At 41.1% G+C, this 15,076-nt stretch carries 14 protein-coding genes; 10 read left to right on the top strand and 4 right to left on the bottom strand.

Annotation, left to right across the window (positions count from 1 at the left end; translation table 11 throughout):
- Positions 1-92: 92 nt before the first annotated feature.
- On the top strand, positions 93-1,367 hold the full coding sequence (bioA, locus tag C2869_RS14425) for an adenosylmethionine--8-amino-7-oxononanoate transaminase (protein ID WP_108603607.1): 1,275 nt from the start codon (positions 93-95) through the stop codon (positions 1,365-1,367).
- Positions 1,368-1,466: 99 nt separating this feature from the next.
- On the opposite strand, the gene C2869_RS14420 is transcribed toward bioA, so the two are convergent.
- Positions 1,467-1,949: a hypothetical protein gene (locus C2869_RS14420; RefSeq protein WP_108603606.1), complete on the bottom strand. Its 483-nt coding sequence runs from the start codon at positions 1,947-1,949 to the stop codon at positions 1,467-1,469.
- 242 nt (positions 1,950-2,191) lie between these two features.
- Here C2869_RS14420 and asnS point away from each other — a divergent pair, with 242 nt between their 5' ends.
- The gene (gene asnS, locus C2869_RS14415; RefSeq protein ID WP_108603605.1) at positions 2,192-3,586 is read left to right on the top strand and encodes an asparagine--tRNA ligase; all 1,395 of its coding nucleotides are present in this window, start codon (positions 2,192-2,194) and stop codon (positions 3,584-3,586) included.
- 244 nt (positions 3,587-3,830) lie between these two features.
- Here asnS and C2869_RS14410 read toward each other — a convergent pair whose 3' ends face one another.
- From C2869_RS14410 to C2869_RS14400, 3 genes are all read right to left on the bottom strand, one after another.
- On the bottom strand, positions 3,831-5,753 hold the full coding sequence (locus tag C2869_RS14410) for an Hsp70 family protein (RefSeq protein WP_108603604.1): 1,923 nt from the start codon (positions 5,751-5,753) through the stop codon (positions 3,831-3,833).
- A 2-nt stretch (positions 5,754-5,755) separates the two neighbouring features.
- Positions 5,756-6,286, bottom strand: coding sequence for a DUF2760 domain-containing protein (locus C2869_RS14405; RefSeq protein WP_108603603.1), 531 nt, complete (start codon positions 6,284-6,286; stop codon positions 5,756-5,758).
- Between the two features lie 639 nt (positions 6,287-6,925).
- A complete protein-coding gene (locus C2869_RS14400) occupies positions 6,926-7,204 on the bottom strand; it encodes a hypothetical protein (protein ID WP_108603602.1) in 279 nt (92 codons plus the stop codon).
- Positions 7,205-7,680: 476 nt separating this feature from the next.
- On the opposite strand from C2869_RS14400, the gene hisG reads away from it, so the two are divergent.
- From hisG to hisIE, 8 genes are all read left to right on the top strand, one after another.
- Complete coding sequence (gene hisG / locus C2869_RS14395) at positions 7,681-8,583, top strand: ATP phosphoribosyltransferase (RefSeq protein WP_108603601.1); 903 nt, start codon at positions 7,681-7,683, stop codon at positions 8,581-8,583.
- Positions 8,584-8,780: 197 nt separating this feature from the next.
- The gene (hisD, locus tag C2869_RS14390) at positions 8,781-10,127 is read left to right on the top strand and encodes a histidinol dehydrogenase (protein ID WP_228710675.1); all 1,347 of its coding nucleotides are present in this window, start codon (positions 8,781-8,783) and stop codon (positions 10,125-10,127) included.
- Between the two features lie 9 nt (positions 10,128-10,136).
- The gene (gene hisC, locus C2869_RS14385) at positions 10,137-11,210 is read left to right on the top strand and encodes a histidinol-phosphate transaminase (protein WP_108603599.1); all 1,074 of its coding nucleotides are present in this window, start codon (positions 10,137-10,139) and stop codon (positions 11,208-11,210) included.
- Positions 11,211-11,262: 52 nt separating this feature from the next.
- The gene (hisB, locus tag C2869_RS14380; protein ID WP_108603598.1) at positions 11,263-12,333 is read left to right on the top strand and encodes a bifunctional histidinol-phosphatase/imidazoleglycerol-phosphate dehydratase HisB; all 1,071 of its coding nucleotides are present in this window, start codon (positions 11,263-11,265) and stop codon (positions 12,331-12,333) included.
- A 1-nt stretch (position 12,334) separates the two neighbouring features.
- Positions 12,335-12,961, top strand: a complete 627-nt coding sequence (gene hisH, locus C2869_RS14375; protein WP_108603597.1) for an imidazole glycerol phosphate synthase subunit HisH — start codon at positions 12,335-12,337, stop codon at positions 12,959-12,961.
- Entirely contained in the window at positions 12,958-13,695 is a 738-nt protein-coding gene (hisA, locus tag C2869_RS14370; protein ID WP_108603596.1) for a 1-(5-phosphoribosyl)-5-[(5-phosphoribosylamino)methylideneamino]imidazole-4-carboxamide isomerase, read from the top strand. Before hisH ends, hisA begins: the two co-directional genes overlap by 4 nt.
- Positions 13,677-14,453, top strand: coding sequence for an imidazole glycerol phosphate synthase subunit HisF (gene hisF / locus C2869_RS14365; RefSeq protein ID WP_108603595.1), 777 nt, complete (start codon positions 13,677-13,679; stop codon positions 14,451-14,453). Before hisA ends, hisF begins: the two co-directional genes overlap by 19 nt.
- Complete coding sequence (gene hisIE / locus C2869_RS14360; RefSeq protein ID WP_108603594.1) at positions 14,447-15,067, top strand: bifunctional phosphoribosyl-AMP cyclohydrolase/phosphoribosyl-ATP diphosphatase HisIE; 621 nt, start codon at positions 14,447-14,449, stop codon at positions 15,065-15,067. Before hisF ends, hisIE begins: the two co-directional genes overlap by 7 nt.
- Positions 15,068-15,076 lie beyond the last annotated feature (9 nt).

The following is a 15,076-nucleotide window of genomic DNA, read 5'->3' as shown; positions in this document are numbered from 1 at the left end:
TTAACTCATAATTTGATGGACAGTTTATGCTAGCGCTTTAAACTGTCAACTAAAAGCTCCCTCAAAGTTTACTAACGGATGATTTTTAAACAATGATAGATTATCAATTTGACCGAGACCATATTTGGCACCCTTATACATCGTTAACAAAACCTCTTCCTGTTTATGGTGTAACAAAAACGCAAGGATGCGAAATTCATTTAGATAATGGTCAGGTACTCGTTGACGGCATGTCATCTTGGTGGGCAGCCATGCATGGCTATAACCACCCCGTTATTAATCAAGCGATGAAAAACCAAATCGATAATATGAGCCATATTATGTTTGGTGGTCTTACGCACGAACCTGCTATTGAACTTTGTAAACGTTTAGTCGAGTTAACTCCCAAAGGATTAGATAAAGTATTTTTATCAGACTCTGGCTCTGTATCTGTCGAAGTGGCTTTGAAAATGGCGGTGCAATATTGGCATAGCCAAGGTAAACCAGAAAAAACCAAGATAGTCACTCCGCGTAACGGTTATCATGGCGACACATTCGCCGCAATGTCGGTATGTGATCCCGTTACAGGTATGCATTCTTTATTTAGCGGCGCAATGCAACAACAATTATTTGTTGAGCGTCCCACGCCTCGAATTGAAGCGCAATGGCATTCTGATGCCATCAATTCACTAAGAAAAACGTTAAGCGACAACCACGCAAGTATCGCTGCCCTAATCCTAGAACCGATTGTTCAAGGTACCGGTGGTATGAATTTTTATCACCCTGAGTATTTACGCCAAGCAAGACAATTATGTGACGAATATCAAATTCTGCTAATAGCAGATGAAATAGCCACAGGGTTTGGTCGAACCGGTAAGTTATTCGCTTGCGAGTGGGCCGATATTTCGCCTGATATTATTTGCTTAGGTAAAACATTAACTGGGGGTAATTTAACGTTAGCGGCAACGCTAACCACAAACAAAATTGCAACCGGCATATGTAATGGCGAGGCTGGCGTATTTATGCATGGCCCTACCTATATGGCCAACCCTTTAGCCTGTGCAGCGGCAATCGCATCCATTGATTTATTAATCAAAAATGATTGGCAACAGCAAGTCAACCAAGTCAATCAATGGCTCAAACAAGGCTTAGCGCCATTGAGTGACAATCCACACGTTGCTGATGTTCGTTGTTTAGGAGCAATAGGCGTGGTGGAAATGAAACAAGCTGTTGATCAGGCAACAATACAACGCTTTTTCGTAAAACAAGGCGTTTGGATCCGCCCTTTTGGTAAACTCGTTTACGTAATGCCACCTTATGTTATTCAGCAAGATCAAGTGGCGAAATTGTGTAACGCAATAAAAAGTTATATTGAACAGTTATCGTAATTTTTGGCAATTGCACAAGGAAGTTTTAATTTTACATAAGCGTGCTGATAAGCCAGTTATGTAACTTAATTGCTAATTTATGTGACTAGTCATATATCACTAGCCTAAAATTTCCAGCCAAACATAAACACAAGCCGTTATGCTGACAATAAAGACAAAAATTTGATTGAATTTTTGTCTGTCAGTTGCTCTTTTTAAACGAGTTTGGCTTAGCACAATCGTAACAACACTAATCAAACAACAAAGCAATAATTCACTAAACAGTAAATTTGACAGCGTAATATCCCACTCCGCGCGAAATAATTCTTCTAAACCTTTATATTTAGCATAACCTGGCACTAACTCCGGCCGAGCGTATTCAAATGTGAGTAACGAAAGTAATAAAATAGACCAAGCAAAGATGGTTAACACCCGCATAAATTTAATGCGAAAGTCTGGACCATGTCTTCTTTCAACAAAATTCGCTTTTTTCATATTCGATTTTGTCTCGTAATAGCGGATAACACTTGAGTCTGCTGGATTAGCCTGTAACATACGCGGTTCACTTATATTAACAACATTAATTTTAGTCTTTAAAACCAAGTTCGACTGTTTAATTAATAAGAAAAACAGGTCGTAACAGCCAGAGCGAAAAACAAAAATATAGTCAAAGCGATCGGGTTTTAGGGGAAGCCGTCAAGCTTCGAGACCCCATGAGCATATGCTCTATTATGTGATTGGGGCGAGCAAGCGCTGACAATGAACCATAAAATCTGAGCGAGAAGACTATAAGCAATGGAAACTTGGCCTTATGACTATATATCGTCAGTTGGGAGCAAAACTTCATGACTCATTGCGCGATTAGCGATTTATTAGCAGGCAAATATGCTGTCGGAGAAACCGTTACGTTAAAAGGTTGGGTGCGTACCGTTCGTTCAAATCCTAATTTTGCTTTCCTTAATGTTAATGACGGCTCATGCTTTGATCCTATTCAAGCGGTTATCGACAACACCCTTGCAAACTACGAAGAGATAACCAAACTCACAGTGGCTTGTTCAGTTGAAGTAACCGGTGAATTAGTAGAGTCACAAGGTAAAGGCCAAAAATTCGAGATCCAAGCTCAAACCGTTAACATTGTCGGCTTAGTTGAAGATCCAGATACTTACCCAATGGCAGCGAAACGCCATACGGTTGAACACATGCGCGAATACGCGCATTTACGCCCACGTACCAATATGTTTGGCGCTGTAGCTCGTGTTCGTAACTGTTTATCTCAAGCTATCCATCGTTTCTTTCATGAAAGTGGTTATGTTTGGGTCGCAACCCCTATTATTACTGCATCTGATACTGAAGGCGCAGGCGAAATGTTCCGCGTATCAACCTTAGATATGAATAACCTACCGCGTTTAGAAAATGGCGAGGTAGATTACAACGAAGACTTTTTTGGTAAAGAAGCGTTTTTAACCGTATCAGGGCAATTAAACGGCGAAACATACTGTAGTGCGTTATCAAAAATTTATACCTTTGGTCCCACTTTCCGTGCCGAGAATTCAAATACTTCACGCCATTTAGCGGAATTTTGGATGGTTGAACCAGAAATTGCATTTGCTGATCTAGCCGACGTCGCTCAAGTTGCTGAAGATATGCTTAAATACGTATTTAAAGCGGTACTTGAAGAGCGCATGGATGACTTACAATTCTTTGATTTACGTGTGCAAAAAGGTGTCGTTGAGCGTTTACAAAAATTAGCTAATGCTGAATTCGTGCGTATGGATTACACTGACGCTATCGATATTTTACAAAAATCCGGCAAGAAATTTGAATTCCCAGTTGAATGGGGAGTCGATTTATCATCAGAGCATGAGCGCTACCTAGCCGAAGAACATGTGGGCGCCCCTATCATCTTGCAAAATTACCCGAAAGACATCAAAGCTTTCTACATGCGCATGAATGAAGACGGTAAAACCGTAGCTGCAATGGACGTACTCGCACCGGGTATTGGTGAAATCATCGGTGGTAGCCAACGTGAAGAACGTATTGACGTTTTAGATACACGCATGAAAGAGATGGGCTTAGATCCAGTCGACTACGGTTGGTATCGTGATTTACGTCGCTATGGCAGTGTGCCACACGGTGGTTTTGGTTTAGGTTTTGAGCGCTTAGTGGCTTACGTAACTGGTATGGGTAATGTTCGTGATGTTATCCCATTCCCACGGACTCCTAAATCAGCAACGTTCTAATATATAGCCTTCTCGCTCAGGTCTTATGGTTCATTGTCAGCGCTTACTCGCCCCAATCACATAATAGAGCATATGCTCATGGGGTCTCGAAGCTTGCCTACATGGATGTAGGTAAGGAGCGTGAGCACGGATGCGGTAGCTTTGACGGCTTCCCCTAAAACCTGATCGCTTTGACTATAGTCTTTGGCTATAAAAAAGTAATGATAAAGCTCGTCTTACAAGGCGAGCTTTTACATATACTAAATCAAGCTATTTCTGGTTCTGATTCTGACTCAATCAACGATTGATTTTCAACCTTACCGTCTTCCACTTCTCTAACATTAAACTCTATTTTATAAGCGTCTTGCGTTTCACGATCAACACAAAATAACTCTAATACTCCAATGTCAGTATAATGAGCGCGTAAATCAATTGGCGCAACTCGACTGTCGCCACTGATTTCCGCTTCTATTGGTTTATGAAATTCGAGTTCTTCTTCATCAATTTCACACAGCTCACCGGCTTGGTCTTGATTACGACTCGTGCTTGATAAAAAGTCGAACTCTCCGACTTGCCCAGTCCATAAACATAAATCGATTTCTTCACCTGAAATTTCATGGATTGTGCCCTCTTCCATACCATAAGGCACAATACACATTGCATGCATAGGCGGCTCCATACCAGGAATGGCAGGCTCAGCACTTTCTATCGCAATATAGTAACTACGCGCACTACCTCCTTTTATGCGAACGCCTTTTCCTTGACGAGCCATGCCCAAATAAGCAGCTCCATTCGCAACCGCCAAATCTAAACTACTCGTACCTAAAACTTGTGGCGAATTAACGTTTAGATCGTTTGCCCACGAGCTCAGTTGCTGCATGATACGGTTGCGTAAAACATCGGCTTTAAAAACACCACCGTTAAAAATTACCGACGTCGGTAATGCTAATTGCGCATTAAACCGTTCTTGAAACTCTGGTAACTGCTCTGCGAGTAGATCGGCATGCTGAGTTAAAAACTTGGCTAAATGTTTAGTAATAGCGGGCTCTGTTGAATACGGTAAACCACTAGATTTAAACCCCCAACGCCTTTTTTCTTTAGGCATAGCATCAAAATTGACTAATGGAAAAAAGCCATCCAGCAGCAATTGATTCATTAATTCACGGTTTAATTCTGTTTTAACCGTGCCACCAATAACCGCCGAACCTCGACCTAAAATAGCCAAAGGATAAGTTTGTAATTCACTATCGCTAAGCATAGCTTCTTTTGCTATACGGCATTGCTGTACTAAACCCGCCATTTGCCAGTCATCGAGCTTCTTTTTGCCTTCCTTTTTAAGCTGTTGAGCCACCGCATGGGCCAATGCTAAATCCATATTGTCACCACCCAATAGGATATGCTCACCAACAGCTATCCGGCGTAATTGCAATTCGCCTTCTTCTTCGGTCACGGCTATTAAAGAAAAGTCAGTCGTACCACCACCGACATCAACCACAAGAATAAGATCACCTTTAGTTACCTGTTTTCGCCAATCTCTACCCATTGACGCAATCCAACTATAAATAGCGGCTTGTGGCTCTTCCAATAAATGCAGATTTTTTAAGCCTAACTCTTCTGCAACTTGTACAGTTAAATTACGAGCGCGAGCGTCAAAGCTAGCGGGAACGCACAAAGTAATGGCTTGTTTATCTAATGTTTGCTCGGGATCATCTTGCGCAATTTTTTCATTCCAAGCTTCTATCAAATGCTGCAACACTTTTTTGGCAACATCTGCCGGTGACTGTTTGATAGCTTTTTCAGGGGTGTTAGGTGGCAGTAATTTTTTCTCAGGATCGATCCCTGAGTGGCAAAACCAACTTTTTGCAGAATGAATATAACGTGTTGGCACTTTTGCTCCTTGCTCGCGAGCGAAATAACCCACAACATATTTATCCTCTGCTCGCCACGGTAAGTTAATTGCCCCCTGTGGTAATTCATCACCTGCGCTAATGTATAAGGTTGATGGCAAAGATGGTTTGTCTTCAACATGTCCAGAGGACACCACTTGCGGGATTGGCATACTAATAACGTTAATTTCACCATCACTATTAGCACTAACGTCAACATAGGATAAAGCGGTGTTGCTAGTACCTAGATCAATTCCCACTACATATTTTGCAGTCAATTTAGTTTCATTATTATTTTCCATGACTAAACCTCCACTTGAGCGGGTGCAACGACCCTATCATTTTGCCCCTTTGCGATAGTCGGTAATTTAATAGCCTCCACTATCCATCCAGCATGTACCAATGTACCTTGCACACCACTACCAGCAACAGTATTGGCTGATAAATTACCCACCAACTCAATTTTTGATGGGTCAAACTCACTGTTTACACTGATTGCCTGACCTTCTTGGTTTTTGTTAAACACAGACGTTAACTCAAAATTTTTATCGAGCACTTGCTGACATCCAGCATGAATATCTCGAACGGCAGCACCAATATCAGCGTCTTCGTATTGACTAATATCCTCTTTGAGAAAATCAATTAATCGACCGTTAGATTGGAATAAATTAAGTACTTGAACGGCTGGAGAATGAGAATATTGAAATTCTGGACGCTGCTGTTCAGCGTCAATAGGTTTGGATTGTTTGTCGCTACAAGTTAATAGTTGTAAGGCCTTTTGTTCGCCTTGAAAGAGGATCTTGAAAAAATAGGTAAACGCAGTAACTAATCGCATAACGACTCCTTATATAGCGTTACTGTTGAGCGTTTGTTGTATTTGTAGGTCGAGTTTTAACTCGACAAAATCTGTATCGAAATAAATTTCGACCTACATGGATGTAGGAAATGCCGTATATGTCTGGAACAATAATCGGCGACCTACATGGATGTAGGAAATGCCGATATATTTAAAACGATAAGCAGCAATCTAAACATCCATACAAAACGCTGGTAAATGTCCGAGAACGCCGAGCGGTCCCGAGTCAACGAAGAAATCCTTACTAATTGATTTAAATTTAACCAGTTATTTTGAGTGGGTCAATAAGTTTAATAAAAACAATGTGTTACAGTATTGTTAAAAGGGTTAAGCAATTTTAAGTTTAAAACGCATAAACGTTGACAATCTGGAAAATAGTTATGTTTATTAATGGTTTAGGCTTAGGAAATAGCTGGCAACAAAGAATAAGTTGTTAAAAAACAGATGATTATTTTTTGATAAACATTAGGTGAATACATATACAGATAATCTGTGTTAGTTTTCTGTGTCAGGCTGCAAATTAAGGTAGGCAGTTTCAATTTCCATTGCTGTTATTGCGCTAAGCGGCAATGGTAATTACTAAGCGCACTATAGCAACTTGGAATATTTACGAGGTGATTAACGCCCACCCCAAATATTCATAACAGCGCGCTCGTCACCCAGCGCACCAACAATAAGACAAACCAGACCGCCACCACCAAAAACAATAACAGGTAAGAAAAAAGCGACTTGTCCCGCGCTAACAGCCGCGAAAGTCACCCCAGTGGCTAAACCAATTAATAAAACAGCCATCACAAACAGAATTTTACGATTTAACGGTTTATATATTTCAGGTTGAGGACCTTTCTCAAATAAATTAAGAATAGGCGAACAAATTTTACGAAGAATAGCTTTCATCTGGGTATATACCTCTATTAATGAGGTTTTATCTTTGACATTGACAATGTCATTTAAATATATCGATTTTAAGTGATATTGTCATGTCTTTCGCATTGACTTAAAACTTTCATTTTACTCTTACTTAGCGTTATATAAAATTGCGTTTGGTTTTAGTGGTATACAGGTGTTTTACTTGCGTTTAGCGCCATAATCAGTTACCGTGTCGCCATCATTTTTCAGGTACCTAAGTTAGACATCATCATTGCCTGAAATTTAAACAAATTTTAATTGAGATTTTAAACATTATGACTTTCCTGAAAGCGACTATCCATCACCATCATCATATTTTGGATTAACCTTTCAGGTCGGCTGGAGGGTTAAACGTTGCCTTCCGGATGTTTAAAACACTTACAGTTTTCAAACCCTCGGAAGGTGCATCCTCCGAGGGTTTTTTAGTTTTTATCGCCATACAAAACGGCAAAGGAAAATAAACAATGACAATCGATAGCTCAAGACTACGTATCGCTATACAAAAAGGCGGCCGCCTTAGTGACGAATCGAAAAAACTACTTAAAGCAATTGGCATTAAGTTCAGCACGCGTGATCGTAAGTTAATCGCTCACTCAACGAATGAAGCTGTTGACTTATTATTGGTTCGTGATGACGACATTCCTGGCTTAGTTATGGATGGCGTATGTGACTTAGGTATTATCGGTCAAAACGTTTTAGAAGAAGAATCGTTAGAGCGCGAAGCAAAAGGCAATGCGTTTGACTATAAAGAACTAAAGGTCCTTGATTTCGGTGGTTGTCGTTTATCTATCGCTGTTGCTGAAGAAATGGATTACAACGGCCCACAAGATCTACAAAACGCACGTATTGCTACCACCTACCCACGCTTAACTGAAAAATACATGGCAGAGAAAGGCGTAAACTTGTCTTTCTGTTTATTAAAAGGTTCAGTTGAAGTTGCTACTCGTGCTGGTTTAGCCGACGGTATCTGTGACCTTGTATCAACCGGCGCAACACTTGAAGCAAACGGTTTAAAAGAAGCTGAAGTTATCTATCGTTCCAAAGCAGTATTAATCCAAACTGCATCTGAATTATCAGCCGAAAAGCAAGCATTAATCGATACCTTTATGACACGTATTGAAGGTGCTCTTCAAGCTAAAGAAAGCAAGTACATTATGCTACACGCTCCAAAAGCTAAACTTGACCAAGTGGTTGAGTTATTGCCGGGTAGCGGAACACCAACTGTATTACCATTAGCAGGTAACGATGACACAGTTGCCTTACATGTAGTTAGCCCAGAAACCTTATTCTGGGAAACGATGGAAGAGCTGAAAACACTTGGCGCTAGCTCAATCTTAGTTATGCCAATTGAGAAAATGCTTAACTAGTAAGCAATGTTCTGTTGACTATTTTAAGTCGAGGCTTGCTTGCCTCGACAATAGCCCGCCCAGCAGTTACTCAGCAAGTGAGTCAAAAGGTCAGCTGGGAATAACGGTTTTTAATATTTGTCAGCAATTATATATCAATGTTGGGGCGACATTTTTCACCCCGTATTTTTACTTATTCCAAAGCGGAGATGCTAAAATTGACTAGTGTATTTGGTCAAACCACAAACTGGAATGAACTCAGCAAAGACCAACAAATTGCTTTATTGGAACGCCCTGCACTGGCAGACAGCTCCAAGTTAAGTGATACCGTTGCCACTATCATTGCTCAAGTTCGTAGCCAAGGTGACGTGGTATTAAAAGAGCTAGCTGCCAAGTTTGACAAAGTCACACTTGAAAACCTACAAGTGAGTCAAGCAGCCATCGATAATGCAGTTAATGAAATTTCACCTGAAGTCAAAGACGCAATCGAACTCGCTCATCGCCAAGTACATGCTTTCCATTTAGCTCAAAAGCCCAAAGATATCCGCGTAGAAACGACACCTGGTGTCGTTTGTGAGTTACGTTCGCAACCTATCAACGAAGTTGGCTTATATATCCCAGGTGGTACAGCACCTTTACCGTCAACGGTTATTATGACAGCTACACCGGCTAAAATTGCCGGCTGTAAACGCGTCATTATGATAACGCCACCCGATGAAAATGGTGGTGTCACACCAGAGATCCGCTACGCAGCCAAAGTTTGCGGTGTCGATGCGCTTTATATCTCAGGTGGCGCGCAAGCTATCGCCGCACTAGCCTATGGCACCGAATCCATTGCGCCAGTGGATAAGATATTTGGTCCCGGCAATAGCTTTGTAACCGAAGCTAAGCAGCAAGTCAGTCAAGATGCCAAAGGGGCAGCAATTGACATGCCCGCAGGACCAAGTGAAGTTTTGGTAATAGCTGACAAAAATGCCGATCCAGACTATGTGGCAGCCGACTTATTATCACAAGCCGAGCACGGTAAAGACTCACAAGTTATTTTGTTAACCGACTCAGTTGAGCAAGCCCAAGCTGTTGAAGCTGCCACGCAGCAGCAGCTGGCCTTATTGCCGCGTCAAGAAATTGCGGCAGCTGCCCTATCGCATAGCCGGATCATTATCGTCAATGATATTGCCCAGGCCTGCGAAGTTTCAAATATGTATGCACCTGAGCACTTAATTGTGCAAACAGATAACGCACGCCAGTTATTACCATTTTTAGAAAATGCCGGCTCAATATTTTTAGGTGCGTATACCCCAGAATCAGCCGGCGACTATGCTAGCGGTACTAACCATGTATTACCCACTTATGGTTACACCAAGGCTTATTCGAGCTTAAATTTATCTAGCTTTATGAAACAGTTTACTGTTCAAGAATTGACGCAAGCGGGCTTAAACACAATTGGCCCAGCCATAATGGCATTAGCAAAAGCAGAAAGCTTAGATGCACATAAAAATGCAGTTGGCATTCGTTTAAACAAACAACAAGTATTAGATCCGACTAAAAACGATCAAGTTAATTAGAGAAAATACATGAGCTTAGCTGATAGTTTAACCCGTAAAAATATTCAAGGCTTAGTGCCTTACGCATCTGCTCGTCGTTCCATGTCAGGTGGTAATATTTGGTTAAATGCCAATGAATCTCCTTTTGCTAACCGTTATGAATTAGATGACTCGGTTTTTAATCGTTACCCTGATTTTCAACCTAAAGAGTTAATTGAGGCCTACGCCGCGTATGCTCAAGTTGAAAAAACTCAAGTGTTAGCTAGTCGTGGTGCAGATGAGGCAATCGAATTATTAATTCGTACCTTTTGCGAAAATGACGAAAAAATATTAATTTGTCCACCGACATACGGCATGTATGCCATCAGTGCCGAAACTTGCAACATAGGTACAGTTAAAGTCCCATTAAAGTCTGACTTTACCTTAGATTTACCCGCTATTGAAAAAGCAAAAAAAGAACACAAAATTAAAGTCGTGTTTATTTGTTCGCCTAATAACCCGACTGGGCACTTAATGGCGGCCGATCAAATTAAGACCGTTCTAAATCTGTTTGCTGACAGCGCAATTGTAGCGGTAGATGAAGCCTATATTGAATTTTCAGCAGAAAAAACAGTAGCACCATGGATCAACGACTACGCTAATCTAGCCGTACTTCGTACTATGTCAAAAGCCTTTGGTTTAGCTGGCATTCGCTGTGGCTACACGTTAGCTAATGAAAATATCATTGCGGCAATGAGTAAAGTTATCGCACCTTACCCAATTAGCTGGCCTGTGGCACAAATTGCCAGTCAAGCATTAAGCGTAAATGGTCTTGAGCGAATGCAATCACAATTAGCACAAGTGCTCGAACAAAAAGAGCGTATAGTTAATGCTTTAGACCAGTTAGAATACGTTTACGAGCAATTGCCTAGCGCGTCTAATTTCGTGCTATTTCGCACCAAGCATAAAAAAGCCTTATTTGCAGCTTTAGTTGAGCAAGGTATTTTAATACGCGATTACTCTCAACAAATTATGCTTGATGATAGTCTACGCATATCAATTGGCAGCGAACAAGAAACCGACGCCTTACTCGAAGCTATGCGCGCTTTTGGCGACACTTTATAGAATTTTAACGCCAACTATACAAAAGGTTGGCGAATGATTATTTGAGACAGATATGAGCAGAGAAAGAATTCTTTTTATCGACCGTGATGGCACTTTAGTTGAAGAGCCACCAATTGACTATCAGCTAGATACGCTTGAAAAGTTAGTATTTGAACCTAACGTTTTTGCCGCTTTGACCACGTTAAAAGCCGAAGGCTACAAACTAGTGATGGTGTCTAATCAAGATGGTTTAGGTACCGACAGTTTTCCAACGGAAGATTTCGAAAAGCCACATAACAAAATGCTAGATATCTTCGCCTCGCAAGGTATCAAATTTGACGATGTATTAATTTGCCCGCATTTTGATGAAGACAACTGTAGCTGTCGCAAGCCTAAATTAGGCTTAGTCAAAGATTACTTACAACAAGGTCGCGTCGATTTTGAAGATAGTTATGTAATTGGTGATCGTATTACCGATGTGCAGCTAGCCGAAAACATGGGCATTAAAAGCTTTCAATATAACCCTAAATCTCTCAATTGGGATCACATTGTTGAAGCATTAACTAAGCAACCTCGCACAGCAACAATCCATCGAAAAACCAGTGAAACCGATATTTTAGTTGAAGTTAACTTAGATAAAGTGGCTAAAGCGGATATTTCAACTGGCGTTGGTTTCTTTGATCATATGTTGGATCAAATCTCGACCCACGGCGGCTTCTATATGAATATTAAAGTCGATGGCGATTTACATATTGATGATCACCACAGTGTTGAAGATACAGCTTTAGCATTAGGTCAAGCGTTGAAAAAAGCTCTAGGCAACAAAAAAGGAATAGGTCGTTTTGGCTTCAGCCTACCGATGGACGAGTGCTTAGCACAATGTGTATTGGATATTTCAGGCCGTGCATTTACTAAATTTGATGCTGAGTTTGACCACCCTAAAGTCGGTGAAATGGCAACCGAAATGGTTCCGCATTTCTTCCGTTCATTAGCTGACGGTATGGCAATTACCTTGCATCTATCAACAACGGGTGACAACGATCATCATAGAGTTGAAAGTTTGTTTAAATGTTTTGGCCGTGCACTACGTCAAGCAGTGCGAATTGAAGGTACAGAATTACCAAGTAGTAAGGGTGTTTTGTAAAATGGCTGTTAATTCCCCAGAACAAAGCAAGCAACAAAAAGTTGTTATTATTGATACGGGTTGCGCCAACCTGTCGTCAGTCAAATTCGCTGTTGAACGTTTAGGTTACAACGTAACAGTGACGTACGATGCAGATACTATCAAAGCGGCTGATAAAGTATTTCTACCTGGTGTAGGGGCAGCTGGTGCAGCAATGGAAATTATCAACGAGCGCGGTTTAGTTGAAGTTGTACAAAGTTTGACTCAACCGGTTTTAGGTATTTGCTTAGGTATGCAGCTTATGACGGCTTTCTCAGAAGAAGGTCAAGTAGACTGTCTGCAACTAACCGACGATAAAGTGGCACCTCTACAAGCCAATGGTTTACGTCTACCTCACATGGGTTGGAATACGTTAACTGAAATTGCCGATCACCCACTATTCGCTGGCGTTAACCAAGACGATTACTTTTACTTTGTGCATAGTTTTTGTGTAAACCCGTCTGGCACAACATTAGCTACCTGTGATTATGGCCAAACATTCGCAGCGTCAATTGGTCGTGACAATTTTATGGGTGTTCAGTTCCATCCAGAACGTTCTGGTAAATCTGGCGCTAAAATTATAAAGAATTTCTTGGAGATGAATGCATGATCATCCCTGCTATAGACCTGATTGAAGGTAAAGTCGTTCGCTTATATCAAGGCGATTACGAGCAAAAAACAGAATACAAACTCGACCCATTAGACGTAGCTAAAACCTACGCAGATGGTGGAGCCAAGTGGTTACACATAGTTGATTTAACTGGCGCAAAAGATCCAAATAAACGCCAATTAGAATTAATCAAAAAGCTAACCGATACCGGTTTAATGAAGTTCCAAGCTGGCGGCGGTATTCGCAGTAAATCAGATGTTGAAGGCCTATTAAGCGCTGGTGTTAACCGTGTTGTTATTGGTTCACTGGCAGTAAAGCAGCCTGAAATCGTTAAAAACTGGATCGAAGTGTTTGGTCCTGAAGCCATCGTTCTAGCCTTAGATATTAATATTGACGAAAACGGCAATAAGTTTATCGCAACCCACGGCTGGCAAGAAAATTCAGGCGTGAAATTAGAAGATACTGTTGAAGATTTCTTAAAGGTTGGTTTACGCCATGTACTTTGCACTGATATTAGCCGTGACGGTACACTATCTGGTTCCAATGTTGACCTATATAAAGAAGTTGTTGCTCAATACCCGCAAATTATCTGGCAATCATCAGGCGGTATCGGCGGTATTGAAGATATTGAAGCCCTTAAACCCACTAACGTCGGTGGGGTGATTTTAGGTCGCGCATTATTAGAAGGTAAATTCACGATCGAGGAGGCGATTGCATGTTGGCAAGACGCATAATTCCTTGTTTAGATGTTCGTGATGGCAAAGTGGTTAAAGGCGTTAAGTTCCGTAACCACGAAATCATTGGTGATATTGTGCCACTAGCTGAAAAGTATGCTGAAATGGGCGCTGACGAATTAGTATTTTACGATATTACAGCGTCAAGTGATCAACGTGTAGTGGACAAAAGCTGGGTTTCTCGTATCGCCGAAAAAATCGATATTCCTTTCTGTGTGGCTGGCGGTATTAAAACCGTTGAACAAGCCCGTATTATTTTAGAAATGGGAGCCGATAAAATTTCTATTAATTCCCCTGCTCTAGCTAACCCAGAATTAGTGACTGAACTTAATAAACGTTTTGGCCAACAATGCGTTGTCATTGGCATTGACTCTTTCTATAACAAAGAGACTGGCCAATACGAAGTATACCAATTTACGGGCGATGAAAGCCGCACCCAAAAAACCAGCTGGACAACGTTTGAATGGATCAAAAAAGTTCAAGAACTTGGCGCTGGTGAAATCGTGCTGAACTGCATGAACCAAGATGGTGTGCGTGAAGGTTATGATATTGAACAATTAAAGCTAGCCCGCGAAGTGTGTCACGTACCGCTTATCGCTTCTGGTGGTGCTGGAGCCATCGAACATTTCACTCGTGTATTTAAAGATGCTGATGTTGACGGAGGCTTAGCAGCCAGCGTTTTCCATAAAAACATCATCGAAATGGCTGAACTAAAACAAACTCTAATTAATGAAAAGGTGGAGATCCGCCCGTGCTAATCACAGCTGATAACATCAAGCAATTAAACTGGGAAAAATGTGACGGTATGATCCCTGTTATCGTCCAAAATGCATTCTCAGGTAAAATTCTAATGCAGGGCTTCGCCAATACCGCTGCTTTAGAAAAAACCTTCAATACAGGTTTAGTGACTTTTTACAGCCGAACTAAAGACAGACTTTGGACTAAAGGAGAGGAATCCGGCAATCACTTAAAGTTAGTCGAATTATCTACCGATTGTGATAAAGATAGCCTTATTGCATTAGCAGAACCTGTAGGCCCAACTTGCCATTTAGGTACAGAAACCTGTTGGGATAACGATGCTCAACCTCACCTTGCTTTTTTAAGTGATTTACAAGATGTTATCGCTTCACGTAAAGGGGCGGATGCTAATTCCAGTTATACCGCTAGCCTATATGCTAAAGGCGTTAAGCGAATTTCACAGAAAGTTGGCGAAGAAGGCGTTGAAGTGGCACTAGCTGCAACTTCTGGTGATAAAGACGAGCTCATTTGTGAATCAGCTGATTTGATTTATCACTTAACCGTATTGCTGCAAAGCATGGATTTATCACTAACAGATGTCATTGATAAATTAAAAGAGCGTCACGCTAAATAACTACTGCCT

Source organism: Saccharobesus litoralis (assembly GCF_003063625.1).
GTDB classification, from domain to species: Bacteria; Pseudomonadota; Gammaproteobacteria; order Enterobacterales; family Alteromonadaceae; genus Saccharobesus; species Saccharobesus litoralis.
Note: the sequence above shows the minus strand (reverse complement) of the source record. Positions and strands in the feature narration are given on the sequence as shown.

What these genes read in the sequence shown, in the direction of transcription:
- bioA (WP_108603607.1), top strand. Translation starts at nt 93, where the DNA reads ATGATAGATTATCAATTTGACCGAGACCATATTTGGCACCCTTATACA.
- asnS (WP_108603605.1), top strand. Translation starts at nt 2,192, where the DNA reads ATGACTCATTGCGCGATTAGCGATTTATTAGCAGGCAAATATGCTGTC.
- C2869_RS14410 (WP_108603604.1), bottom strand. Translation starts at nt 5,753, where the DNA reads ATGGAAAATAATAATGAAACTAAATTGACTGCAAAATATGTAGTGGGA.
- C2869_RS14405 (WP_108603603.1), bottom strand. Translation starts at nt 6,286, where the DNA reads ATGCGATTAGTTACTGCGTTTACCTATTTTTTCAAGATCCTCTTTCAA.
- C2869_RS14400 (WP_108603602.1), bottom strand. Translation starts at nt 7,204, where the DNA reads ATGAAAGCTATTCTTCGTAAAATTTGTTCGCCTATTCTTAATTTATTT.
- hisG (WP_108603601.1), top strand. Translation starts at nt 7,681, where the DNA reads ATGACAATCGATAGCTCAAGACTACGTATCGCTATACAAAAAGGCGGC.
- hisC (WP_108603599.1), top strand. Translation starts at nt 10,137, where the DNA reads ATGAGCTTAGCTGATAGTTTAACCCGTAAAAATATTCAAGGCTTAGTG.
- hisB (WP_108603598.1), top strand. Translation starts at nt 11,263, where the DNA reads ATGAGCAGAGAAAGAATTCTTTTTATCGACCGTGATGGCACTTTAGTT.
- hisH (WP_108603597.1), top strand. Translation starts at nt 12,335, where the DNA reads ATGGCTGTTAATTCCCCAGAACAAAGCAAGCAACAAAAAGTTGTTATT.
- hisA (WP_108603596.1), top strand. Translation starts at nt 12,958, where the DNA reads ATGATCATCCCTGCTATAGACCTGATTGAAGGTAAAGTCGTTCGCTTA.
- hisF (WP_108603595.1), top strand. Translation starts at nt 13,677, where the DNA reads ATGTTGGCAAGACGCATAATTCCTTGTTTAGATGTTCGTGATGGCAAA.